The organism is Arthrobacter endolithicus (assembly GCF_026627425.1).
GTDB lineage: Bacteria > Actinomycetota > Actinomycetes > Actinomycetales > Micrococcaceae > Arthrobacter_M.
Map to the genome: position 1 here is coordinate 96614 of NZ_JAPNLH010000005.1, position 24101 is coordinate 120714.

Here is a 24101-nt window from a genome sequence, read left to right on the forward strand (position 1 = left end):
GTTACCAGACGTAGGCGAGGACTTCCCCACCTACGCCTTTCTTGGCGGCCTGACGGTCGGTCAGCAGACCTGACGACGTCGACAGAATGGCGATACCCAGGCCACCGAGCACGCGCGGCAGGGTAGTGGACTTTGCGTAAACGCGAAGCCCGGGCTTGGAAATGCGACGGATACCGGCGATTGAACGCTGGCGCTCCGGACCGAATTTGAGGTCAATAGTCAGCTTCTTGCCGACCTCAGCGTCTTCGACCTTCCAGGCTGCGATGTAACCCTCAGCCTTGAGAATGTCAGCAACGTGTCCCTTGAGTTTGCTGTATGGCATGGTCACGGAGTCGTGGTATGCCGAATTTGCATTGCGCAGACGCGTGAGCATGTCTGCGACAGGATCTGTCATTGTCATGTGGGCTCTTGCCCTCCCTCGAAACGGTTTCCTTGCCCGGTAGCCGGACGGATCAGGACTGTGGTCCTGACACGACTGGCTACCGGAATACCGGACCTGTTACGTAGATTATTTATCGTCGGTCTTGAACGGGAAGCCAAGCGCCTTCAGCAGCGCGCGCCCCTCGTCATCGGTCTTGGCGGTCGTGACTACCGTGATATCCATACCGCGGACGCGGTCAATGGAATCCTGGTCGATCTCATGGAACATAACCTGCTCGGTCAGACCGAAGGTGTAGTTTCCGTTACCGTCAAACTGCTTGCCATTGAGGCCGCGGAAGTCACGGATACGCGGCAGAGCCAGCGACACCAAACGATCCACGAATTCCCACATCCGGTCGCCGCGCAAGGTTGCGTGCGTTCCGATTGGCATGCCTTCGCGCAGCTTGAACTGCGCGATGGACTTGCGGGCTTTGGTAACCACGGGCTTCTGGCCGGTGATCAGGGTCAGATCACGGACGGCACCGTCGATCAGCTTGGAGTCCTTGGCGGCATCTCCAACACCCATATTCACAACAACCTTGACCAAGCGGGGAACCTGATTGACGTTCTCGTATTTGAACTCGTCAATCAGAGTCTTCTTGATCTCGGCTGCGTAGCGGGCCTTCAGACGAGGAGCAACCTTTGCGGCAGCGTTCTCGGATGCGGCTTCAGTTACGGCTGCACTCATGACAGGTCCTTCCCGGAGCTCTTGGCGACGCGGATGCGCACATTGCGCGTCCGCCCGTCACGCTCGACGCTTTCGGTGCGGTAGCCAATACGGGTGGGCTTCTTGGTGGACGGATCCACGACAGCAACGTTGGAGATGTGGATAGCCGCTTCGACCGTCTCGATCCCTCCGGTCTTGGTGCCGCCCTGCGACTGCCCCGCCTTGGTGTGCTTCGTGACGCGGTTGATGCCTTCTACCAGCACGCGGTTGGTCTCCGGAAAGACCCGCAGAACCTTGCCCTGCTTGCCGCGGTCTCCGCCGCGCTCCTGCTTGGCGCCGCTGATGACCTGCACCAGATCACCCTTTTTGATCTTGATCTTCACTTTATTCAGTCCCATGGATTAGAGCACCTCCGGAGCAAGCGAGATGATCTTCATGAACTTCTTGTCGCGGAGTTCACGGCCCACCGGGCCGAAGATGCGTGTACCGCGGGGATCGCCGTCATTCTTCAGGATCACCGCAGCGTTCTCGTCAAACTTAATGTAGGAACCATCCGAGCGACGGCGTTCCTTCTTGGTGCGAACGATGACGGCCTTGACGACGTCACCCTTCTTTACGTTTCCGCCCGGAATTGCATCCTTGACGGTGGCGACAATTACGTCGCCGATGCCTGCGTAGCGACGGCCAGATCCCCCGAGAACACGGATGGTCAGGATTTCCTTGGCCCCCGTGTTGTCAGCGATCTTAAGTCGCGACTCTTGCTGAATCACTTAGTGCTCCTGTCGTCGCGCCGGTTCTCGTAACGAGCCTTGCGGAACGGATATTTGTCTCATGGACGGCCTGGTGTCCAGAACCATCCCCACGGCCTCCCAAAAAGCGAGGACGTGGCCTGGAGCGGCCACGACAAACTACAGCGTGACCACCCACAATAAGGGTATTGCCCGAGGGCCCCTGATCCGCGCCGCGAGCGGCGCGGATCAGGTCGGGCAATGCCGGCGTCAGAGGGCGATGCCCGCTACTTAGCCTTTTCGAGGATCTCAACCAGTCGCCACCGCTTGGTAGCGGACAGCGGCCGGGTTTCACTGATCAGAACCATATCGCCGATGCCGGCGGTGTTCTGTTCGTCGTGAACTTTGACCTTTGAGGTGCGACGGATAACTTTACCGTACAAAGCGTGCTTTACACGATCTTCAACCTCGACGACGATCGTCTTCTCCATTTTATCGGAGACAACGTAGCCGCGAAGCTTTTTCCGGTCCCCCCGGGTCGCGGCCTTGGCCGAGTCCGCGTTGGTGGAAGTTTCAGCCGCGGCTGCGTCCTGGTGCTCGGTGCTCACTTGGCGTCCTCCTCAGACTTGTCAGCCTTTTCGGAAACCTTCTTGGCTTCCTTGCCGGCCTTCTTGTCGGCCTTACCGGTGCTCTTGTCAGATTTGGCATCTGCAACCGGTGCGGCTACGACAGCCTGGCGAATGCCCAGCTCCCGCTCCCGCAATACGGTGTATACCCGGGCAATGTCACGCTTTACAACGCGCAGCCGTCCGTGGTTTTCGAGCTGACCGGTGGCGGACTGGAAACGGAGGTTGAACAGCTCCTCCTTAGCTTTACGGAGTTCTTCAACGAGACGTTCGTTATCGAACCCGTCCAGCTGCTCAGGTGCAAGTTCCTTTGACCCAACTGCCATTTCTATTCACCACCTTCGCGACGCACAATGCGTGCTTTCAAGGGCAGCTTGTGGATTGCCAGGCGCAGTGCCTCACGAGCTACCTCTTCATTGACACCGGACAGTTCGAAGAGAACGCGGCCCGGTTTGACGTTGGCGATCCACCACTCGGGTGAACCCTTACCGGAACCCATGCGGGTTTCGGCCGGCTTCTTGGTCAACGGACGGTCAGGATAGATATTGATCCAGACCTTTCCGCCTCGCTTGATGTGACGCGTCATGGCGATACGAGCGGACTCGATCTGACGGTTCGTTACATAGGCCGGAGTCAGCGCCTGGATTCCCCAGTCACCGAAAGTGACCGTGGTACCGCCTGTTGCCTGGCCGGAACGGCCGGGGTGGTGCTGCTTGCGGAACCTAACTCGACGTGGGATAAGCATTTAAGCCTGTCCTCCTTCTGCTGCCGGTGCGGCCGCTGCGGGCGCTGCTGCTGCGGCACCTGCAGTTTCTGCTGCATCGGCCTGCGGACGGTCATTACGACGACGGTCGCCGCCACGAGGGGCGCCAGCGCCGCCACGAGGTCCGCGATCGTCTTCCCTGCGGGGTGCACGGCCACGGGAAGGAGCCGCGGCTGCCTGGGCAGCCAGTTCCTTGCTCGTGACGTCACCCTTGTAGATCCAGACCTTGACACCGATGCGGCCAAACACCGTCTTGGCTTCAAAGAAGCCGTAATCAATGTTGGCACGCAGGGTGTGCAGGGGCACACGACCTTCGCGGTAGAACTCCGTGCGGGACATTTCAGCCCCGCCCAGACGGCCAGCACAAGCGACACGGATGCCCTTGACGCTGCCGGTGCGCTGGGCCGACTGCATGGCCTTCTTCATCGCGCGGCGGAACGCCACACGTGAAGTCAGCTGCTCGGCGATACCCTGCGCAACCAGCTGTGCATCTGCTTCCGGGTTCTTTACTTCCAGGATGTTCAGCTGCACCTGCTTGTTGGTGAGCTTTTCCAGCTCGCCGCGGATGCGGTCAGCCTCAGCTCCCCTGCGGCCGATCACGATACCCGGGCGGGCCGTGTGGATATCCACACGAACGCGGTCCCGGGTGCGCTCGATCTCAACCTTGGAGATGCCGGCGCGCTCCATGCCGGTGGACATAAGTGCACGGATTTTGATGTCCTCGCGGACAAAATCCTTGTACCGCTGGCCGGCCTTGTTGCTGTCAGCAAACCAGTGCGAAACATGGTCGGTGGTGATGCCGAGTCGGAACCCGTGCGGGTTTACTTTCTGTCCCACTTAGCGAGCCTCCTCTTTCTCGGGAGTTGCAACGACCAGAGTGATGTGACTGGTGCGCTTCTTGATCTGGAACGCACGGCCCTGGGCCCGCGGCCGGAACCGCTTCATCGTTGCGCCTTCATCAACGAATGCTTCGCTGATGTACAAATCGCCTTCATCAAACGCGACGCTGTCGCGGTCAGCCAGTACGCGGGCGTTAGCCATTGCGGACTGGAGTACCTTGAAGACCGGTTCTGAAGCTGCCTGGGGGGCAAACTTCAGTATCGCCATTGCCTCATTCGCCTGCTTGCCACGAATCAGGTTGACGACGCGCCGGGCCTTCATAGGCGTTACGCGAATATGACGCGCAATTGCCTTGGCTTCCATTGCTATCCTTCTCTCGTCTTAGCCGTAAGTGCAGGCGCCTAGCGGCGCTTGCCCTTACGGTCGTCCTTCACATGGCCGCGGAATGTCCGCGTCAGAGCGAATTCGCCGAGCTTATGCCCGACCATCGACTCGGTGACAAACACGGGGATGTGCTTGCGCCCGTCATGCACGGCAATCGTGTGTCCCAGCATGTCCGGGATGATCATCGAGCGGCGGGACCAGGTCTTGATTACGTTCTTGGTTCCCTTTTCGTTTTCCTTAGCGACCTTGACAAAGAGGTGCTGGTCAACGAAGGGACCTTTTTTCAGGCTGCGTGGCATGTGTCCAGGCTCCTATCGCTTGTTCTTGCCAGTACGACGGCGACGCACAATGAGTTTGTCGCTCTCTTTGTTCGGACGGCGGGTACGGCCCTCGGGCTTACCGTTCGGGTTAACAGGGTGACGTCCACCGGAAGTCTTACCCTCACCACCACCATGGGGGTGATCAACGGGGTTCATGGCTACGCCGCGCACGGTCGGGCGGACACCCTTCCAGCGCATACGGCCGGCCTTACCCCAGTTGATGTTGGACTGTTCAGCGTTACCGACCTCGCCGATCGTCGCGCGGCAGCGGACGTCGACGTTGCGGATTTCGCCGGACGGCAGACGCAGCTGAGCGAAGCGGCCCTCCTTGGCGACGAGCTGGACAGACGCTCCGGCGGAGCGGGCCATCTTGGCGCCGCCTCCGGGACGCAACTCCACAGCGTGGATAACGGTACCCACCGGGATGTTGCGCAGCGGCAGGTTGTTACCCGGCTTGATGTCGGCACTGGCGCCGGCCTCAACAAAGTCACCCTGCTTGAGCTTGTTCGGAGCAATGATGTACCGCTTGGTGCCATCAAGGTAGTGCAGCAACGCAATGCGCGCGGTGCGGTTGGGATCATATTCGATCTCAGCAACACGGGCGTTAACACCGTCTTTGTCGTGACGACGGAAGTCAATCAGACGGTACTGGCGCTTGTGGCCACCGCCCTTATGACGAGTCGTGATACGACCGGTGTTATTGCGGCCACCCTTTTTGGGGAGCGGACGGACCAGAGACTTCTCCGGCGTCGACCGCGTGATTTCGGTGAAGTCGGCAACGCTCGAGCCGCGACGGCCCGGGGTTGTCGGCTTGTATTTACGGATTCCCATGTTTTATTTCCTCGTTAAAGTGGTCTCCGCTTATGAAAGCGGACCGCCGAAGATGTCGATTGTGCCTTCTTTGAGGGTCACAATGGCACGCTTGGTACCCTTGCGCTGACCCCACCCGAACTTGGTCCGCTTGCGCTTACCGGCACGATTGAGAGTGTTGATCGATTCGACCTTGACGGAGAAAATTTTCTCCACGGCCAATTTGATCTCGGTCTTGTTCGAGCGAGGGTCAACCAGGAAGGTGTACTTACCTTCGTCGATCAAGCCATAGCTCTTTTCCGATACGACGGGTGCAATGACGACGTCGCGCGGATCCTTGATGGTGGCGGCGCTCACTTGGCGTCCTCCTCGGTGACTGGGGCCTCGGCAGCAGCCTTGGCCGAAGCCTTCGGAGCAGCTTTCGCCTTCGGAGCAGCCTTGGCCTTCGGAGCAGCCTTGGCCTTGGGTGCGGCCGTCGGAGCGGCAACTTCAACGACAACTGCTTCTTCAGCCCCCGCAGCGTCAGCTGCAAATTCGGCTGTGATCTCGACCGTGTCGAAGTCCAGCAGCGCACTGGAGGCAAATGCCTCAGCAGCGGCGTTGCCGGAGACGAATGCGTCGTAGGCAGGCTTCGTGAAGATGACGTCGTCGGAAACCAACACGTCGTAGGTGTTCAGCTGATCTACGTACAGCACGTGCAGATCGGGCAGGTTGCGCACCGAGAGCGCTACAACATCGTTGGACCGCTCGATCGCAACCAGCAGGTTCTTCCGGCTGCTCAATGCACGAAGCGCGGTCAGCGCTTCCTTGGCGGACGGCTTGGTGCCGGTCACCAGATCAGCCACTACGTGGATACGGCCGTTGCGTGCCCGGTCCGACAAAGCACCGCGCAGTGCGGCGGCCTTCATCTTCTTGGGTGTGCGCTGGGAGTAGTCACGCGGAGTCGGTCCGTGGACAACGCCACCACCGGTCATGTGAGGGGCGCGGATGGAACCCTGACGGGCCCGGCCGGTACCCTTCTGCTTGAACGGCTTGCGGCCGGCACCGGATACCTCGGCGCGGGTCTTGGTCTTGTGCGTACCTTGACGGGCAGCAGCAAGCTGTGCCACGACGACCTGGTGCAGCAGCGGCACGTTCGTCTGAACGTCGAAGATCTCTGCAGGCAGGTCTACGGAAATAGTCTTAGCCATTGTGGTTATGCTCCCTTCACGGCGGTGCGTACGAGGACGACCTGGCCGCGGGCGCCGGGGACGGCACCCTTGATGAGCAGCAGCGACTTCTCGGCGTCTACGCCGTGAACCGTAAGGTTCAGCGTGGTGTGACGGACGGCGCCCATGCGACCGGCCATGCGCACGCCCTTGAAAACGCGGCTGGGGGTGGACGCGCCACCGATGGAGCCGGGCTTACGGTGGTTCTTGTGGGCACCATGGGAGGCACCGACACCGTGGAAGCCGTGGCGTTTCATAACGCCGGCGAAGCCCTTACCCTTGGAAGTGCCGACGACGTCGACCTTCTGGCCGGCCTCGAAGATCTCCACTGAGAGCTCCTGGCCGAGGGAATAGTCCGCGGCGTCTGCGGTGCGCAGTTCGACGACGTGGCGGCGGGGTGTGACGCCGGCCTTGTCAAAGTGACCAGCCAGCGGCTTTGTCACCTTGCGCGGGTCGATCTGGCCGTAGCCGATCTGGACGGCGGTGTAGCCATCAACTTCTGCATTGCGCAGCTGGGTGATGACGTTCGAGTCGGCCTGAACGACGGTAACCGGCACGAGGCGGTTGTCAGCGTCCCAAACCTGGGTCATGCCGAGCTTCGTGCCCAGGATGCCCTTAACGTTGCGGGTAGCGGTCATAGTTTCTCAGCCCCCTCTACAGCTTGATTTCGATGTTCACGTCGGCCGGCAGGTCAAGACGCATAAGCGAGTCAACAGCCTTCGGCGTGGGGTCGATAATGTCGATCAGACGCTTGTGCGTGCGCATTTCAAAGTGCTCGCGGCTGTCCTTGTATTTGTGAGGCGAACGGATAACGCAGTACACGTTCTTTTCCGTCGGCAGCGGCACCGGGCCGACTACCGTTGCGCCTGCGCGCGTGACCGTCTCAACGATCTTCCGTGCTGATACGTCAATGACCTCATGGTCATATGACTTCAGCCGGATGCGGATTTTTTGTCCCGCCATGGCGTCGTGACTCTCTTTCCTGACATAGCGCCCTGCATTAGCAGCACTGTTGACTAAACGCTGTTGACTTACTCGTTCTGCCGCAGATCCCGTGTGACCGGGATTACGGCGGTGCGGTGCGTGACCGCCACGCTTCCAACGGACTGAATCCGGACATGTCCGGGTTCCTCAATCGGCCGAAGCTCCGACCCCCGCGCTCGGGCGTGTCGCAGATTTGCCGCGTACACACCCATAGAACGTATGGAGGTGGGTTATGTTTGGTCTTCAGCTTGGACCCTGACACCGAGCATTATCTCGATCGGGACACGAAGAAGCGCTTGAACAACTTATCCAGTATGCCGGATTCACCGGCGAAACGCGAATCCACCGGTTGGTTACTGCCAGCTGGCTACTGCTGGCCGGTTACTGCCGGGAAACGCCAAAGGCGCCCCGCCACCGAAGTGGAGAGGCGCCTTGGCTCATATCAGCTAAGCGGCCAGAGGCTACTTGATGATCTTGGTGACACGGCCTGAGCCGACGGTGCGGCCACCTTCGCGGATAGCGAAGCCGAGGCCTTCTTCCATGGCGATCGGCTGGATCAGCGCGACCGTCATTTCGGTGTTGTCGCCGGGCATAACCATTTCCGTGCCCTCAGGCAGGGTGATGACGCCGGTAACATCCGTGGTGCGGAAGTAGAACTGCGGGCGGTAGTTGGAGTAGAACGGGTTGTGACGCCCGCCTTCATCCTTGGCCAGGATGTAGACGTTGGCTTCGAAATCGGTGTGCGGGGTGATGGAACCCGGCTTTACGATAACCTGGCCACGCTCTACGTCTTCGCGCTTGATACCGCGCAGCAGCAGACCACAGTTCTCGCCGGCCCATGCCTCGTCGAGCTGCTTGTGGAACATCTCAATACCGGTAACGGTGGTCTTCTGAACCGGGCGGATACCGACAATCTCAACCTCAGAGTTGATCTTGAGGGTACCGCGCTCGGCGCGACCCGTCACAACGGTTCCACGGCCGGTGATGGTGAAGACATCTTCAACCGGCATCAGGAACGGCTTGTCCTTGTCGCGGATCGGGTCCGGGACGTTGTTGTCGACAGCGTCCATCAGGTCCTCAACGGACTTGACCCATACCGGATCGCCTTCGAGGGCCTTCAGGCCCGACACGCGGACCACCGGGACGTTGTCGCCATCGAAGTTCTGCGCGGTGAGCAGCTCACGAACTTCCATTTCAACGAGGTCCAACAACTCTTCATCGTCGACCATGTCCGACTTGTTCAGCGCGACCAGCAGGTAGGGAACGCCGACCTGGCGGGCGAGCAGAACGTGCTCGCGGGTCTGGGCCATCGGGCCGTCGGTAGCGGCAACCACGAGGATCGCGCCGTCCATCTGGGCTGCACCAGTGATCATGTTCTTGATGTAGTCAGCGTGGCCGGGAGCGTCTACGTGTGCGTAGTGACGCTTCTCGGTCTGGTACTCAACATGGGAAATGTTGATGGTAATGCCGCGTTGCTTCTCCTCAGGAGCAGAATCAATCGACGCGAAGTCGCGCTGCTCGTTGATCGTGGGGTACTTGTCGTACAGTACCTTGGAGATGGCAGCCGTCAACGTCGTCTTTCCATGGTCAACGTGACCGATGGTGCCGATGTTAACGTGCGGCTTAGTCCGCTCGAACTTTGCCTTTGCCACAGGTTCCTCCTAGAACGTTTTGAGAAGACTTACTCGTCAGCGGCGCTTTTCGCTACTGAAACTTCAGCAAGTCTACTGGGGGGCTTTGGGTTTGGTGAAATTGCAGGTTCCCAGGGCATCCACTGCAATGCCCTGGGCTTTGTTGCTACGTGCTGTTGCTACTCGCCGCGGTTCTTCTGGATGATCTCGTCGGCTACTGCCTTCGGGACCTCGGAGTAGCTATCGAACTTCATCGAGTACACGGCGCGGCCCTGGGTCTTGGACCGAAGGTCACCGATGTATCCGAACATTCCGGACAGCGGCACATGGGCGACAATAACCTTCACGCCGCTTGCATCCTCCATCGACTGCATCTGGCCACGACGGGAGTTGAGGTCACCGATTACTTCACCCATGTATTCCTCAGGGGTGCGGACTTCAACTTCCATCAGCGGTTCGAGCAGAACCGGGTTCGCCATCCGTGCGGCTTCCTTGAAAGCCATCCGGCCGGCGATCTTGAACGCCATTTCGGACGAGTCAACGTCGTGGTAGGCGCCGTCAAGCAGCTTTGCCCTAATGCCGACGACCGGGTAACCGGCCAGCACACCATCGTTGAGCGCATCCTGGATTCCGGCATCCACGCTGGGGATGTATTCCCGCGGGATACGGCCACCGCTGACTTTGTTTTCGAAGGCATACAGGACGCCCTCTTGAACCTCCATTGGCTCAATCGCGATCTGCACCTTGGCAAACTGACCTGATCCACCGGTCTGCTTCTTGTGGGTGTAGTCGTGCTTGACGACGGCGCGCTTGATGGTTTCGCGGTAGGCCACCTGCGGCTTACCCACGTTAGCTTCAACGTGGAACTCGCGGCGCATCCGGTCGACCAGGATATCCAGGTGAAGCTCACCCATACCGGCGATGATCGTCTGGCCTGTGTCCTCATTGAGGGAGACCTGGAAGGTCGGATCCTCTTCAGAGAGCTTCTGGATAGCCGTGGAAAGCTTCTCCTGGTCGCCCTTGGTCTTCGGTTCGATAGCGACGGAAATCACGGGCTCCGGGAAGCTCATGGACTCCAGCACAATCGGATTGGCCAGATCGCACAGGGTGTCACCAGTGGTCGTGTCCTTGAGGCCAATGGCCGCGTAGATATGCCCCGTGGTCACCCCGTCAACCGGGTTTTCCTTGTTGGCGTGCATCTGGAACAGCTTGCCGATGCGCTCCTTCTTATTCTTCGTGGAGTTCAGCACCTGCGTTCCGGACGAAGCATGCCCGGAATACACGCGGATGTAGGTAAGGCGCCCGAAGAACGGGTGCGTGACCACCTTGAACGCCAGTGCCGAGAACGGCGCCTGCGAATTGGCCTCACGCGTGACGACCTTCTCTTCATCGCGGACGTCGTGTCCCTGGATATCGGGAACATCCAGCGGCGAGGGAAGGTAGGAAACAACAGCGTCCAGCATCGGCTGCACGCCCTTGTTCTTGAACGCGGAACCACACAGCACGGGGTAAACCTGGCTGCTGACGGTCAGCGTACGGATGCCGGCTTTGATCTCCGCGACGGTGAGCTCTTCACCGCTGAGGTATTTCTCCATCAGCTCGTCGTCGGACTCGGCAACGGTCTCAAGCATGGCTGCGCGGTACTCTTCGGCCTTGGCCTGCAGATCGGCCGGAATCGGCTCGATATCGTACTTCGCGCCCATCTCGGTCTCGCCGCGCCACGTCAGCGCACGCATCTCGATCAGGTCGATCACGCCTTCAAAGTCACTCTCGGCACCGATCGGCAACTGGAGAACCAGCGGCTTGGCGCCCAAGCGCTTGATGATGGTGTCTACCGTGAAGTAGAAGTCCGCGCCGAGCTTGTCCATCTTATTGACGAAACAGATCCGCGGAACGTCGTACTTGTCGGCCTGGCGCCAGACAGTCTCGGACTGCGGCTCCACGCCTTCCTTGCCGTCGAACACGGCGACAGCGCCGTCGAGGACGCGCAGCGAGCGCTCAACCTCTACGGTGAAGTCGACGTGACCGGGGGTGTCAATGATGTTGATCTGGTTGTTGTCCCAGAAGCAGGTGGTAGCGGCGGACGTGATGGTGATGCCACGTTCCTGCTCCTGTGCCATCCAGTCCATGGTCGAGGCACCGTCGTGCGTTTCGCCAATTTTGTGGTTCACACCCGTGTAGAACAGGATGCGCTCGGTGGTGGTGGTCTTGCCTGCATCAATGTGAGCCATGATGCCAATATTGCGGACCTTGCTCAGGTCTGTAAGCACGTCGAGTGCCACGGTGTCTCCCTTTGTCGGAAAGCCTTGTTCCGGCCGACGACGTCAGGCTAGTGCCGCCGTCGTCGGCCGGAAGGTTCTACCAGCGGTAGTGGGCGAAGGCCTTGTTGGACTCGGCCATCTTATGAGTGTCTTCGCGGCGCTTCACGGCCGCACCAAGACCGTTGGAGGCATCCAGGATCTCGTTACGCAGACGCTCGGTCATGGTCTTCTCGCGGCGGCCCTTGGAGTAGCCAACCAACCAACGCAGCGCCAGAGCGGTTGCGCGGCCCGGCTTGACCTCAACGGGGACCTGGTAGGTGGCTCCACCAACACGGCGGGACTTGACCTCAAGGCTGGGCTTGATGTTCTCCATCGCCTTCTTCAGAGCGGCCACGGGGTCTCCGCCGGACTTCTCCTGCGCACCGGCAAGTGCACCGTAAACGATGCGCTCCGCGGTGGACTTTTTGCCGTCGACGAGAACCTTGTTGATCAACTGCGTGACCAACGGCGAACCGTAAACGGGATCAATGACTAGCGGCCGCTTGGGGGCCGGACCCTTACGAGGCATATTACTTCTTCTCCATCTTCGCACCGTAGCGGCTGCGGGCCTGCTTGCGGTTCTTTACGCCCTGGGTATCAAGTGCACCGCGGACAATCTTGTATCGAACACCGGGAAGGTCCTTAACGCGACCGCCGCGGACGAGCACAATGGAGTGCTCCTGAAGGTTGTGACCAACGCCGGGAATGTACGCGGTAACTTCGACGCCACCGTTGAGCCGCACGCGGGCGACCTTCCGCAGAGCCGAGTTCGGCTTCTTTGGGGTGGTGGTGTAGACGCGGGTGCATACGCCCCGGCGCATCGGGCTTCCCTTAAGGGCCGGAGCCTTGGTCTTTGAGATTTTAGGGGAGCGGCCCTTGCGGACCAACTGCTGAATCGTAGGCACTTATCAGTTCTCCGTTTTTTCCTCGAGATGGTTCTCGTGTTGCTGTCAATTTGTCCTCGCACCCCGCGCCTTCTGACTGCGCCTAGGCATGCAAAAATGTGGCATCCGTTGCACAAGAACCCTGCAACCCGGAACTGTGTTCGGAGGCCAACGCCTTAGAACACACTCATCCACTGCCACACTAACGATTGTTATCCAGTCTAACACGCCGTCGCCAAGGCTAACGACGGCGACGTGCTGACGACGGCGACGGGCTGACGACGGCGACGGGCTGACGATGGCGACGGGAACGGCCCCGCACCACTGGTGCGGGGCCGTTCGCCGTTCACTGCCTCTTAAGGGTAACGCTAGTTGCTGAAACCGGCGCCCAGATCATAGTCATCCAACGGGATGGCATGGAACTCGGGCGAGAGGTCCGAGCCAACGCCGGTGTAGTCGAAGTCGCTGAAGGCGCTCGGGCCGGTGAACAGATTGGCCTTTGCTTCCTCGGTCGGCTCCACCTTGACGTTGGTGTAGCGCGGCAGGCCGGTCCCGGCAGGGATCAGCTTACCGATGATGACGTTCTCCTTCAGGCCCAACAGCGGATCGCTCTTGCCTTCCATGGCCGCCTGCGTCAGGACGCGGGTGGTTTCCTGGAAGGACGCTGCGGACAGCCAGGATTCGGTGGCCAGCGATGCCTTGGTGATACCCATCAGCTCGTTACGTCCCGACGCCGGCTGCTTGCCTTCGGAGACCACGCGGCGGTTCTCGGATTCGAACCGTCCGCGCTCTGCCAGTTCACCGGGCAGAAGGTTGGATTCCCCGGACTCAATGACCGTGACGCGGCGCAGCATCTGGCGGACGATAACCTCGACATGCTTATCGTGGATACCCACGCCCTGGCTGCGGTAGACGCGCTGGACTTCCTCCACCAGGTGCTTCTGAGCCGCACGCGGCCCGAGAATACGCAGCACCTGCTTCGGGTCAACCGCACCCACTACCAGCTTCTCGCCCACCTCTACATGGTCGCCGTCGGCAACCTGCAGACGCGCCCGGCGCAGCACCGGGTAGGCAATCTCCTCGGAACCGTCGTCCGGAGTCAGTACCAGACGCATCTGGCGCTCGGTCTCCTCAATGGTGATGCGGCCGGCCGCTTCCGCGATCGGTGCAACACCCTTAGGGGTCCGGGCCTCGAAGAGCTCCTGGATACGCGGCAGACCCTGTGTGATGTCCTCACCGCGGTTGGCGGAAACAGCGCCGCCGGTGTGGAACGTACGCATGGTCAGCTGCGTGCCGGGCTCACCAATGGACTGTGCGGCAATAATACCGACGGCCTCACCGATGTCCACGGTCTTACCCGTCGCGAGCGAGCGTCCGTAGCACAGTGCACAGGTACCGACGCTGGACTCGCAGGTCAGCACGGAGCGGACCTTCACATCGGTAATGCCGGCAGCGAACAGTTCGCCGATCAGCACATCGCCGACGTCGGCTCCCGCCTCGGCGAGCACCTTGCCCTTGGAATCGACGACCTCGGTGGCGAGAGTACGGGCGTAAACGCTGTTCTCGACCTCCTCATGCAACGTCAATTCACCGTTCGCATCCGCTACGGCGATTGGCAGGGTCAGGCCCCGCTCGGTGCCGCAGTCGTCCTCGCGGACAATGACGTCCTGCGAAACGTCCACCAATCGACGGGTCAGGTAACCCGAGTTGGCGGTACGCAGAGCTGTATCTGCCAGGCCCTTACGGGCACCGTGGGTGGCGATGAAGTATTCCAGCACCGACAGGCCCTCACGGTAGGAGGACTTGATCGGGCGCGGAATAATTTCACCCTTGGGGTTGGCCACCAGACCACGGATACCGGCAATCTGACGGACCTGCATCCAGTTACCACGGGCGCCGGAGGAAACCATCCGGTTGATCGTGTTGGATGCAGACAGGTTCTTCCGCATCACATCGGCGATCTCGTTGGTGGCCTGGTTCCAGATGTCGATCAGTTCCTGGCGACGCTCGTCATCGGCGATCAGGCCCTTCTCGAACTGGGACTGGACCTTGGCTGCCTTGGCTTCATAGCCTTCCAGGATGGCGGGCTTTTCCTTGGGCACCTCAATGTCGGAGATGGCCACGGTCACACCGGAGCGGGTGGCCCAGTAGAAACCGGCATCCTTGAGGTTATCCAGCGTTGCCGCGACAACAACCTTCGGGTACCGCTCGGCCAAATCGTTCACGATCGTGGACAGTTCACCCTTGTCCGCAACATTTTCCACCCAGGGATAATCCTCAGGCAGGGTCTCATTGAAGATGACTTGTCCCAGCGAGGTGGTGACGATGGCCGGCTGACCGGCCTCCCAGCCTTCCGGAGCTTCCCAGCCCGCGTACGGGACAAAGTTGTCCAGCCGGATCTTGACCTGGGAGTTCAGGTGCAGCACGCCCGCATCGTGGGCCATAATGGCCTCCGCTGCGCTCGTGAAGGACCTGCCTTCCCCGGCGGAGCCGGAGCGCTTGGTGGTCAGGTGGTACAGACCGATGATCATATCCTGCGAAGGGAGGGTCACCGGGCGGCCATCCGAGGGCTTGAGGATGTTGTTCGAGGACAGCATCAGGATGCGCGCCTCGGCCTGGGCCTCGGGGCTCAGCGGCAGGTGCACAGCCATCTGGTCGCCGTCGAAGTCAGCGTTGAAAGCGCCACAAACCAGCGGGTGAAGCTGGATTGCCTTGCCTTCAACCAACTGAGGCTCGAACGCCTGGATGCCCAAACGGTGCAGGGTTGGTGCGCGGTTCAGCAGTACCGGGTGCTCGGTGATGATCTCTTCGAGAACATCCCAGACCTGCGGGCGGAAACGCTCAACCATGCGCTTGGCGCTCTTGATGTTCTGCGCGTGGTTCAGATCCACCAGGCGCTTCATCACGAACGGCTTGAAGAGCTCCAGAGCCATCTGCTTGGGCAGACCACACTGGTGCAGTTTCAGCTGCGGGCCAACAACAATCACGGAACGGCCGGAGTAATCCACACGCTTACCCAGAAGGTTCTGGCGGAATCGTCCCTGCTTGCCCTTGAGCATGTCGGAGAGCGACTTCAGCGGACGGTTACCCGGTCCGGTGACCGGACGGCCGCGGCGGCCGTTGTCGAAGAGGCTGTCGACGGCTTCCTGAAGCATCCGCTTCTCGTTGTTGACGATGATCTCCGGTGCGCCCAGATCAAGCAGGCGCTTGAGCCGGTTGTTGCGGTTGATCACGCGGCGGTACAGGTCGTTCAGGTCCGAGGTGGCGAAACGGCCACCGTCGAGCTGGACCATGGGACGCAGTTCCGGCGGGATCACCGGGACAGCATCCAGCACCATACCCAACGGAGAGTTGTTGGTGGTCAGGAAAGCGTTAACCACCTTCAGCCGCTTCAAGGCACGGGTTTTGCGCTGGCCCTTGCCATTGGCAATGATGTCGCGCAGCAGTTCGCCCTCGGCGTTCATGTCGAAGTTTTCCAGGCGCTTCTTGATTGCCTCGGCACCCATGGAGCCTTCGAAGAACATGCCGTAGCGGTCCCGCAGTTCGCGGTACAGGCCCTCGTCGCCTTCCAGATCGGCAACCTTGAGTCCCTTGAAGCGGTCCCATACCTGCGTGAGCCGCTCGATCTCCGCGTCCGCACGCTTGCGGATATTGGCCATCTGGCGGTCCGCTGAGTCGCGGGCCTTCTTCTTCTCGGCAGCCTTGGCACCCTCGCCCTCGAGACGGGCAAGCTCGTTCTCCAGGTCCCGGGCCACCGTGGCGATGTCCGAGTCGCGGGTGTCGACCAGCTGCTTGGTCTCCAGGTCATGCTCGACCTGCAGGTTCGGCAGCTCGGCGTGGCGGGCTTCCTCGTCAACGCTGGTAATCATGTAGGCGGCGAAGTAGATGACCTTTTCGAGGTCCTTCGGTGCCAAGTCCAGAAGGTACCCCAGACGCGACGGGACACCCTTGAAGTACCAAATATGCGTGACCGGTGCGGCCAGCTCGATGTGACCCATCCGCTCGCGGCGGACCTTGGCCCGGGTTACCTCGACGCCGCAGCGCTCACAGATGATGCCCTTGAAACGCACGCGCTTGTACTTGCCGCAGTAGCACTCCCAGTCCCGGGATGGGCCGAAGATCTTCTCGCAGAAGAGTCCGTCTTTCTCGGGCTTGAGCGTGCGGTAGTTGATGGTCTCCGGCTTCTTGACTTCGCCGTGCGACCAGTCGCGGATGTCATCCGCAGTGGCCAGGCCGATCTGCATGAGGCCGAAGGAGGATTCGCTGGACATATGGTCCCTGTTCTCTCTAATTCTCTAAGTCTGAATGTCTAGGCGGGTACGGAAAGAGGGAGGACGACGGCGGCACGGTACGGGTGCCGCCGTCGATCCGCTAAACCTCTTCGACAGAGTTCGGCTCGGCCCGTGAAAGGTCGATGCCCAGTTCCTCCGCTGCCCGGAAGACTTCTTCATCCGAGTCACGCATCTCAATCGTGGTGCCGTCGGTGGAAAGCACTTCCACGTTCAGGCACAGCGACTGCATTTCCTTGATCAGAACCTTGAAGGATTCGGGGATGCCCGGCTCCGGAATGTTCTCACCCTTAACGATCGCCTCGTAGACCTTCACGCGGCCGTGAATATCATCGGACTTAATCGTCAGCAGTTCCTGCAGCGTGTATGCCGCGCCATAGGCCTCCAGAGCCCACACTTCCATCTCACCAAAGCGCTGTCCGCCGAACTGCGCCTTACCGCCCAAGGGCTGCTGGGTGATCATGGAGTACGGACCGGTGGAGCGGGCGTGGATCTTGTCGTCCACCAAGTGGTGAAGCTTGAGGATGTACATGTAGCCCACCGAAATCGGGTCCGGGAACTGCTCGCCCGAGCGGCCGTCGAAGAGCACGGTCTTACCGGAGGAATCGATCAGCCGCACACCGTCACGGGTGAGCGTGGTCGAATCGAGCAGACCGGTGATCTCTTCTTCACGTGCGCCGTCGAACACCGGGGTGGCAACCGTCGTCTGACCGGAAACCCGGGGCAGATTCGGCAGGTTCTTGACCCATTCCGGATCTCCCTCGATGTTCCAACCGGTCTTCGCGACCCAGCCGAGGTGTGTTTCCAGCACCTGGCCGACGTTCATCCGGCCCGGAACACCCAGCGGGTTGAGCACGATGTCAACCGGCGTACCATCGGCCAGGAACGGCATGTCCTCGATCGGCAGGATCTTGGAGATGACGCCCTTGTTACCGTGGCGGCCGGCCAGCTTGTCACCGTCGGTGATCTTACGCTTGTTGGCCACGTAAATGCGCACCAGCTGATTAACGCCCGGAGGCAGCTCGTCGTCGGAATCGCGGTCGAAGATCCGGACACCAATGACGGTACCGGACTCGCCGTGCGGAACCTTCAGCGACGTGTCGCGGACTTCCCGGCTCTTCTCGCCGAAGATGGCGCGCAGCAGGCGCTCTTCCGGCGTCAGCTCCGTCTCACCCTTGGGCGTGACCTTCCCGACCAGGATGTCGCCTGCCTCAACCTCGGCACCGATGTGGATGATGCCGCGTTCGTCCAGTCCGGCGAGGATCTCCTCGGAGACGTTCGGAATGTCACGGGTGATTTCCTCGGCACCAAGCTTGGTGTCGCGGGCATCGATTTCATGCTCTTCGATGTGAATGGAAGACAGAACGTCCTCGGCCACGATGCGCTGGCTGAGAATGATCGCGTCCTCGTAGTTATGCCCTTCCCAGGACATAAACGCGACGAGCAGGTTCTTACCCAGTGCCAGCTCACCTTGATCCGTGGCGGGACCGTCGGCAATGATGCCGCCGACTTCCAGCCGCAGGCCCTCCGAGACCAGGACGCGCTGGTTGTACGCGGTGCCCTGGTTGGAGCGGTTGTACTTGGCGATCGGGTAGTTCGTCTCGGTGCCGTCGTCGTTAAGCATGACGACGAGATCGGCCGAAACCTCGGAAACCACGCCCGCCTTTTTGGCGATGACGACGTCGCCGGCGTCCACCGCGGTCGCACGCTCCATGCCGGTGCCCACGAAGGGAGCCTCGGAACGGACCAGCGGCACGGCCTGACGCTGCATATTCGCACCCATCAGGGCGCGGTTGGCGTCGTCATGCTCCAGGAACGGAATAAGCGCGGTAGCCACCGACACCATCTGGCGCGGGGACACGTCCATGTACTCAACCTCAGCGGCCGGAATCAGCACCGGCTCGCCGCCGCCGCCGCGCTGGCGGACCAGGACGGTTTCCTCGGCGAAATCGCTTGTTGCCGTCAGCGGCGCGTTGGCCTGGGCAATAACGACCTCAACCTCGTCATCGGCGGTAAGGTAATCGACGTCGTCGCTCACATGGCCGTTGAAGACCTTGCGGTACGGCGTCTCAATGAAGCCAAACGGGTTGATCCGGCCGTAGGAGGCCAGCGAGCCGATCAGCCCAATGTTCGGGCCTTCAGGGGTTTCAATCGGGCACATGCGTCCGTAGTGCGACGGGTGGACGTCGCGGACTTCCATGCCGGCGCGGTCACGGGACAGACCACCCGGGCCCAGCGCGGAAAGACGGCGTTTGTGCGTCAGACCGGCCAGCGGGTTGTTCTGGTCCATGAACTGCGACAGCTGGGACGTTCCGAAGAACTCCTTGATGGCTGCTACGACCGGGCGGATATTGATCAGGGTCTGCGGCGTAATCGCTTCGACATCCTGGGTCGTCATGCGCTCACGGACAACGCGTTCCATCCGGGAAAGTCCCGTGCGGACCTGGTTCTCGATCAGTTCGCCGACTGCGCGGATGCGGCGGTTACCGAAGTGGTCGATGTCGTCTGTCTCGACACGGAGCTCGTGCTCCTTGCCGTCACGCTTGCCGGCCAATGTCTTGTCACCGTTGTGCAGTGCAACGAGGAATTTGATCATCGCAACGATGTCGTCGATATCCAGGACGGAGGCATCCTCGGAGTTCAGCGCCTTGTCGATGCCCAGCTTGCGGTTGATCTTGTAGCGGCCAACCTTGGCCAGATCGTAGCGCTTCGGGTTGAAGTACAGATTGTGCAGCAGCGCGTCAGCGGCCTCGACTGTGGGCGGCTCGCCCGGTCGCAGCTTCCGGTAGATGTCCAGCAAGGCATCTTCACGGGTCACGGTAGTGTCTTTTTCCATCGTGGCGCGAATGGAGTCGTACTGGCCGAATTCCTCGAGGATCTGGCCCTCGCTCCAGCCCAGTGCCTTCAGCAGGACCGTGACCGACTGCTTGCGCTTGCGGTCAAGGCGGACGCCGACCTGGTCGCGCTTGTCGATCTCTAGTTCAAACCAGGCACCGCGGGACGGAATGATCTTGGCGGTGAAGATGTCCTTGTCGCTGGTCTTGTCCGCGGTGCGCTCGAAGTAAGCACCCGGGGAGCGGACCAGCTGGGAGACAACGACGCGCTCGGTACCGTTGATGACGAAGGTACCCTTCTCCGTCATCAACGGGAAGTCCCCCATGAACACCGTCTGCTGCTTGATCTCGCCGGTGTTATTGTTCATGAACTCGGCCTTGACATACAGCGGAGCCGCAAACGTTGCGTCGCGGTCCTTGCACTCGGCCATGGTGTACTTGGGATCGGAGAACTCCGGCTCCGAGAACGACAGGGACATGGTGCCCTGGAAGTCCTCGATCGGGGAGATCTCTTCGAAGATATCCGCCAAGCCCGAGGTGGTGGCGACACTCTGGTCCCCGGACTTCACGGCGGTGTCCATCCGCGACTGCCAGCGCTCATTGCCGACGAGCCAGTCAAAGCTCTCGGTCTGCAGGGCAAGCAGATTCGGAACGTCCAGCGGCTCGTGAATCTTGGCGAATGAGATACGACGCGTGGCACCGTCGGTGCTGGTGGTATCAATAGCGGTTGTAGCACTGTTTGCAGTAGCGCTGTTTACATTAGAGGTGCTCGAGGCGACCAAGAGGGATCCTTCCACAGACCTTCAGGCGTGTTCTGCGCAACCCTTACCGTTCTTCGAACTGATTCGACGCCAAACTGACCAGCTGCATTCGGCGAATACAACTGATTTCATGGCAAAGCCCACCGCTATATGAAGGCTGAAGGTTAAGAGGGGAGACGCAAAGTTCCACGATACGGCAAAGGGCGGCCCCTGTCCAATGGACTGTCCATCATACGCCCCGACTCCCCGTTTTGCGAGCAGACGACGAGACTCATCTAATGTGCTCGCGAAATGGGGCGCGTGCCGCATTTGAGAAATGCTCGCGAAATCTCTGGTCACGGCCGGGCACTGTTGCTGTGCTGGAGGGATGGGTTATGGGTTGACGTTGTCTGCGCGCAGGGAAATCACGAAGAAGGAAGCTGCGGAGTATTTCCGGGCTTCGAAGAAGGGCCGCGGGGAGATTCTGGACCGCTTAGTCACCGAGGTTGGCTGGTCTCGGGCCAATGCCCGCCGCCAGCTCCACAACGCGCTGATCCGACGTGGACCGGCCTGCGTGGTGAAACGCAAGCCCCGACCGCGCAGCTACAGCTATGACACCGTGCTGGTGCTGCAACGGGTCTGGGTGATCGCCGGGCAACCCTGCGGGAAGTACCTTGCTCCGGCCATGGCAGCCACACTGGCGAACATGGGGTCCCATGTCGGCACCGGGTCTTTCGGACCTGCGCGCATCCGCTACAGTCCGGGCGTGCGGGAGCAGTTGCTGGCCATGAGCGCAGCGACCATCGATCGGCTGCTGGCACCGTACAAGCTCAAGCTTTACCCAGACGGGAAGTCCACAACCAGATCCCGAAAGAACCGTCACACCGAGCAGATTCCGATCATGACTCGCATCCCAGTGATCGACCGACAACCAGGATTGGTGGCCATCGATACCGTCGCTCATTGTGGAAACACGGCCAAGGGCCAATACGCCTTTACGCTCACGGTGACCGATCCGTTCACTGGCTGGACGGTGAATCTGGCCATCAAGAACAAAGCCTCCAAATGGGTTGCCCAAGCCTTGGCCGAAATCCAGCAGCAGTTCCCGTACCCGATCGATCATTTGCATAGTGACAACGGTTCAGAATTTCTCAATGACCCCGTCGCTGACTGGGCTGATAGCCAGAACATCCGCATGACCCGCTCCCGGCCCCACCACTCCAACGACAACCCATTCGTGGAGCAAAAGAACGGAGATATCGTGCGCCGCTCAGCGTTCAACTACCGCTACGACACCGACGCCGAACTGGCCCTGCTCAACGAGCTCTGGCCGCTAGTGAACCTGCGCAAGAACCTGTTCCTGCCCACGAAGAAAGCCATCGGCTACCGGCTAACCCGCACCGGCAAACACGTCCGTGACTACGATGCGCCCCGCACCCCTGCGGACCGAGTCAAGGACACCGGCATCATGCTGCCGCCGGAGCGTGCAGCCTTGGAAGAGCTCTACCGAACCGTTGATTTGGCTGCCTTGACCCGACGGATCGTGGATATCCAAGACCAGCTCATCCGACTGGCTGCAGCCAAGACTCACTCCCAATCAACACGGGTGGCCTAACGATTTCGCGAGCACTTTAGGTGAGGCACGCGGAATTCATTTGGCGAGCATCTTGACATGAGGCACCACGGCAGACCGGTGTCCGAATTTAGTGCGGCGCGGGATCCTAGGGAAATAGCCACCGGCCGCAAACTGTTAGATTCTATGTGAGCGGCGCCTCAAAGACGATGAGGCTGCTGATTTTTGACGATGAAAGCGAAGTGCCCTTCCATGACCGTAAATTCTTCTGCATCAAATGCCTCTGACATCGTGATTCTGGGCGGCGCACGGACGCCCTTTGGCCGGCTGAACGGTCAACTCGGCTCTTTCAGTGCAGTGGAGCTGGGTGCGAAGGCAATCATCGGCGCCTTGGAACGCGCCGCAGTGGCGGCGGAGCAAGTGGATGCCGTCATCATGGGTCAAGTAATCCAAGCTGGAGCCGGCCAGAATCCAGCCCGTCAGAGTGCCATTGCAGCCGGAATCGGCTGGGACGTCCCCACCGTCACGATCAATAAAGTGTGCCTCTCCGGGCTGGCCGCCATCACTGATGCAGCACGCCTGATCCGTTCGGGTGAGGCAACCGTGGTGGTTGCCGGCGGCCAGGAATCCATGAGCAACGGCCCGCACCTGCTGCCCGGCTCCCGGCAGGGCTGGACGTACGGTGACATTACCGCCGTCGATTCCGTCGCCAATGACGGGCTGACCGACGCCTTTGATCACGAGTCGATGGGCAGCTCCACCGAGCGGCACAACACCTCCCTCGGCATTGACCGCAGCGCCCAGGACGAGGTTGCCGCCGCCTCGCATCAGCGCGCGGCCGCCGCAGCCGAATCGGGAATTTTCGACGACGAAATCGTCCCCGTGGCGGTTCGGCAGCGCAAGGGCCCGGATCTAACCGTCGCCAAGGACGAAGGCCTGCGGCCGCAGACAACCGTCCAGACACTGGCCGACCTGCGACCGGCCTTCGCCAAGGACGGCACGATCACGGCAGGGAATTCCTCCCCACTCTCGGACGGTGCTGCCGCGGTCGTGCTCAGCACCCGCGGCTATGCACAGGACAACGGACTGTCCTGGCTCGCCGTCGTCGGCAAACCCGGACAGGTCGCAGGACCGGATACTTCACTGCAGTCCCAGCCCTCTAATGCGATTAACAAGGCCCTCAAACTGGCCGGCTGGAGCGTGGCGGAGTTGGATTTCATTGAAATCAATGAGGCCTTCGGCGCAGTAGCCGTGCAGTCCTTGAGAGACCTTCACTACCCGTTGGAGAAGTGCAATATCCACGGCGGAGCGATCTCCATGGGCCATCCGATCGGAGCGTCCGGCGCCCGGCTCGCTCTGCACGCCGCCCAGGAACTGCGGCGCCGGGGTTCCGGTAAGGCCGCGGTCTCGCTCTGCGGCGGCGGCGGCCAAGGGGAAGCCCTGCTGCTGTACCGGGACTGAGCGGGCCCCGGTCTGCAGTAAAAAGCTGCACAGCGTCCGGGACGAGCCCAGCGCACGGGCTGACCTGCGCAGGGCCCGCGCCCCGCGCTGCGCAGGTCAGTCCGCTGCAACGCATACCGGATGCAAAGAAGCCCCGCACCAACCGGTGCGGGGCTTCTTTTACGCAGGGGTAACTGTTACTTGAGGGTAACTGTTGCGCCGGCTGCTTCCAGGGATTCCTTTGCCTTCTCGGCAGCTTCCTTGGTCGCACCTTCAAGAACGGCCTTCGGTGCGGAGTCGACGACGTCCTTGGCTTCCTTCAGTCCGAGGGAGGTCAGGGCGCGCACCTCCTTGATGACGGCAATCTTCTTGTCGCCGGCAGCTTCGAGGATGACGTCGAAGGAATCCTTCTCGACCTCTTCCTCAGCGGCACCGCCCGCGGGGCCGGCGACGGCAACGGCCGCGGCGGTGACCTCGAAGGTCTCCTCGAAGACCTTGACGAACTCGGAGAGCTCGATGATGGTCAGTTCCTTGAAAGCTGCGATGAGCTCGTCGTTGGTGAGCTTAGCCATGTGTGGCGCTCCTTCGTGTTCTTGGCCTGGACGGCCGGAATCTATAACCCAAAGTCCTCGTGGAATTCAGGATGGAACCGGGATGGAA

Annotated in this window: 23 protein-coding genes and 1 pseudogene; 2 read left to right on the forward strand and 22 right to left on the reverse strand. The window is 60.8% G+C overall.

Annotated elements, in window-relative coordinates; all coding sequences use genetic code 11:
* Position 1: 1 nt before the first annotated feature.
* From rpsH to rpoB, 21 genes and pseudogenes are all read right to left on the reverse strand, one after another.
* Positions 2-400, reverse strand: a complete 399-nt coding sequence (rpsH, locus tag OS914_RS06040) for a 30S ribosomal protein S8 (protein ID WP_196396953.1) — start codon at positions 398-400, stop codon at positions 2-4.
* A gap of 108 nt (positions 401-508) precedes the next feature.
* On the reverse strand, positions 509-1108 hold the full coding sequence (rplE, locus tag OS914_RS06045; protein ID WP_267545164.1) for a 50S ribosomal protein L5: 600 nt from the start codon (positions 1106-1108) through the stop codon (positions 509-511).
* A complete protein-coding gene (gene rplX, locus OS914_RS06050; protein WP_267545165.1) occupies positions 1105-1485 on the reverse strand; it encodes a 50S ribosomal protein L24 in 381 nt (126 codons plus the stop codon). The genes rplE and rplX overlap by 4 nt, the downstream gene beginning before the upstream one ends.
* Positions 1486-1488: 3 nt before the next feature.
* A complete protein-coding gene (rplN, locus tag OS914_RS06055; RefSeq protein ID WP_196396951.1) occupies positions 1489-1857 on the reverse strand; it encodes a 50S ribosomal protein L14 in 369 nt (122 codons plus the stop codon).
* A gap of 245 nt (positions 1858-2102) precedes the next feature.
* The gene (gene rpsQ, locus OS914_RS06060; RefSeq protein ID WP_267545166.1) at positions 2103-2423 is read right to left on the reverse strand and encodes a 30S ribosomal protein S17; all 321 of its coding nucleotides are present in this window, start codon (positions 2421-2423) and stop codon (positions 2103-2105) included.
* Positions 2420-2767 (reverse strand): 50S ribosomal protein L29, encoded by a 348-nt coding sequence (rpmC, locus tag OS914_RS06065; protein ID WP_267545167.1) that lies wholly within the window; start codon positions 2765-2767, stop codon positions 2420-2422. The genes rpsQ and rpmC overlap by 4 nt, the downstream gene beginning before the upstream one ends.
* A gap of 2 nt (positions 2768-2769) precedes the next feature.
* Positions 2770-3186 carry a 50S ribosomal protein L16 gene (gene rplP, locus OS914_RS06070; RefSeq protein ID WP_196396948.1) on the reverse strand — a complete coding sequence of 139 codons (417 nt, stop codon included), beginning with the start codon at positions 3184-3186 and terminating at the stop codon, positions 2770-2772.
* A complete protein-coding gene (gene rpsC / locus OS914_RS06075; RefSeq protein WP_267545168.1) occupies positions 3187-4041 on the reverse strand; it encodes a 30S ribosomal protein S3 in 855 nt (284 codons plus the stop codon). It abuts the gene before it with no gap.
* The gene (gene rplV / locus OS914_RS06080) at positions 4042-4407 is read right to left on the reverse strand and encodes a 50S ribosomal protein L22 (protein ID WP_196396946.1); all 366 of its coding nucleotides are present in this window, start codon (positions 4405-4407) and stop codon (positions 4042-4044) included.
* Positions 4408-4445: 38 nt separating this feature from the next.
* Complete coding sequence (rpsS, locus tag OS914_RS06085) at positions 4446-4727, reverse strand: 30S ribosomal protein S19 (protein ID WP_196396945.1); 282 nt, start codon at positions 4725-4727, stop codon at positions 4446-4448.
* Positions 4728-4739: 12 nt separating this feature from the next.
* Positions 4740-5579, reverse strand: coding sequence for a 50S ribosomal protein L2 (gene rplB, locus OS914_RS06090; protein WP_196396944.1), 840 nt, complete (start codon positions 5577-5579; stop codon positions 4740-4742).
* A 30-nt stretch (positions 5580-5609) separates the two neighbouring features.
* Positions 5610-5915, reverse strand: coding sequence for a 50S ribosomal protein L23 (rplW, locus tag OS914_RS06095; RefSeq protein ID WP_196396943.1), 306 nt, complete (start codon positions 5913-5915; stop codon positions 5610-5612).
* A gap of 236 nt (positions 5916-6151) precedes the next feature.
* Positions 6152-6748, reverse strand: a pseudogene (gene rplD, locus OS914_RS06100) (50S ribosomal protein L4); the annotation flags it as partial.
* A 5-nt stretch (positions 6749-6753) separates the two neighbouring features.
* The gene (gene rplC / locus OS914_RS06105) at positions 6754-7404 is read right to left on the reverse strand and encodes a 50S ribosomal protein L3 (protein ID WP_196396942.1); all 651 of its coding nucleotides are present in this window, start codon (positions 7402-7404) and stop codon (positions 6754-6756) included.
* 16 nt (positions 7405-7420) lie between these two features.
* Positions 7421-7729, reverse strand: a complete 309-nt coding sequence (gene rpsJ / locus OS914_RS06110) for a 30S ribosomal protein S10 (RefSeq protein WP_003803825.1) — start codon at positions 7727-7729, stop codon at positions 7421-7423.
* 482 nt (positions 7730-8211) lie between these two features.
* The gene (gene tuf, locus OS914_RS06115) at positions 8212-9402 is read right to left on the reverse strand and encodes an elongation factor Tu (protein WP_267545170.1); all 1191 of its coding nucleotides are present in this window, start codon (positions 9400-9402) and stop codon (positions 8212-8214) included.
* 158 nt (positions 9403-9560) lie between these two features.
* Positions 9561-11663 (reverse strand): elongation factor G, encoded by a 2103-nt coding sequence (gene fusA / locus OS914_RS06120; RefSeq protein ID WP_267545171.1) that lies wholly within the window; start codon positions 11661-11663, stop codon positions 9561-9563.
* A 76-nt stretch (positions 11664-11739) separates the two neighbouring features.
* Positions 11740-12210 carry a 30S ribosomal protein S7 gene (gene rpsG, locus OS914_RS06125; RefSeq protein WP_196396940.1) on the reverse strand — a complete coding sequence of 157 codons (471 nt, stop codon included), beginning with the start codon at positions 12208-12210 and terminating at the stop codon, positions 11740-11742.
* 1 nt (position 12211) lies between these two features.
* A complete protein-coding gene (rpsL, locus tag OS914_RS06130; RefSeq protein WP_196396939.1) occupies positions 12212-12586 on the reverse strand; it encodes a 30S ribosomal protein S12 in 375 nt (124 codons plus the stop codon).
* 347 nt (positions 12587-12933) lie between these two features.
* Complete coding sequence (locus tag OS914_RS06135; RefSeq protein WP_267545172.1) at positions 12934-16836, reverse strand: DNA-directed RNA polymerase subunit beta'; 3903 nt, start codon at positions 16834-16836, stop codon at positions 12934-12936.
* A gap of 100 nt (positions 16837-16936) precedes the next feature.
* Positions 16937-20470: a DNA-directed RNA polymerase subunit beta gene (gene rpoB / locus OS914_RS06140; protein ID WP_267545173.1), complete on the reverse strand. Its 3534-nt coding sequence runs from the start codon at positions 20468-20470 to the stop codon at positions 16937-16939.
* 358 nt (positions 20471-20828) lie between these two features.
* Between rpoB and OS914_RS06145 the strand changes: the two genes are divergently transcribed.
* Both OS914_RS06145 and OS914_RS06150 read left to right on the forward strand, forming a co-directional pair.
* Positions 20829-22043 carry a DDE-type integrase/transposase/recombinase gene (locus OS914_RS06145; protein ID WP_267545174.1) on the forward strand — a complete coding sequence of 405 codons (1215 nt, stop codon included), beginning with the start codon at positions 20829-20831 and terminating at the stop codon, positions 22041-22043.
* A 210-nt stretch (positions 22044-22253) separates the two neighbouring features.
* Positions 22254-23462: an acetyl-CoA C-acetyltransferase gene (locus OS914_RS06150; RefSeq protein ID WP_267545175.1), complete on the forward strand. Its 1209-nt coding sequence runs from the start codon at positions 22254-22256 to the stop codon at positions 23460-23462.
* Positions 23463-23638: 176 nt separating this feature from the next.
* Here the strand turns inward: OS914_RS06150 and rplL are convergent, their stop codons facing one another.
* The gene (gene rplL, locus OS914_RS06155; protein ID WP_196396935.1) at positions 23639-24013 is read right to left on the reverse strand and encodes a 50S ribosomal protein L7/L12; all 375 of its coding nucleotides are present in this window, start codon (positions 24011-24013) and stop codon (positions 23639-23641) included.
* Positions 24014-24101: the final 88 nt, after the last annotated feature.

Bases quoted from the DNA above. Each gene is read 5' to 3' on its own strand.
- rpsH (WP_196396953.1), bottom strand. From the start codon at position 400: ATGACAATGACAGATCCTGTCGCAGACATGCTCACGCGTCTGCGCAAT.
- rplE (WP_267545164.1), bottom strand. From the start codon at position 1,108: ATGAGTGCAGCCGTAACTGAAGCCGCATCCGAGAACGCTGCCGCAAAG.
- rplX (WP_267545165.1), bottom strand. From the start codon at position 1,485: ATGGGACTGAATAAAGTGAAGATCAAGATCAAAAAGGGTGATCTGGTG.
- rpmC (WP_267545167.1), bottom strand. From the start codon at position 2,767: ATGGCAGTTGGGTCAAAGGAACTTGCACCTGAGCAGCTGGACGGGTTC.
- rplP (WP_196396948.1), bottom strand. From the start codon at position 3,186: ATGCTTATCCCACGTCGAGTTAGGTTCCGCAAGCAGCACCACCCCGGC.
- rplV (WP_196396946.1), bottom strand. From the start codon at position 4,407: ATGGAAGCCAAGGCAATTGCGCGTCATATTCGCGTAACGCCTATGAAG.
- rpsS (WP_196396945.1), bottom strand. From the start codon at position 4,727: ATGCCACGCAGCCTGAAAAAAGGTCCCTTCGTTGACCAGCACCTCTTT.
- rplB (WP_196396944.1), bottom strand. From the start codon at position 5,579: ATGGGAATCCGTAAATACAAGCCGACAACCCCGGGCCGTCGCGGCTCG.
- rplC (WP_196396942.1), bottom strand. From the start codon at position 7,404: ATGACCGCTACCCGCAACGTTAAGGGCATCCTGGGCACGAAGCTCGGC.
- rpsJ (WP_003803825.1), bottom strand. From the start codon at position 7,729: ATGGCGGGACAAAAAATCCGCATCCGGCTGAAGTCATATGACCATGAG.
- rpsG (WP_196396940.1), bottom strand. From the start codon at position 12,210: ATGCCTCGTAAGGGTCCGGCCCCCAAGCGGCCGCTAGTCATTGATCCC.
- OS914_RS06135 (WP_267545172.1), bottom strand. From the start codon at position 16,836: ATGTCCAGCGAATCCTCCTTCGGCCTCATGCAGATCGGCCTGGCCACT.
- OS914_RS06150 (WP_267545175.1), top strand. From the start codon at position 22,254: ATGACCGTAAATTCTTCTGCATCAAATGCCTCTGACATCGTGATTCTG.
- rplL (WP_196396935.1), bottom strand. From the start codon at position 24,013: ATGGCTAAGCTCACCAACGACGAGCTCATCGCAGCTTTCAAGGAACTG.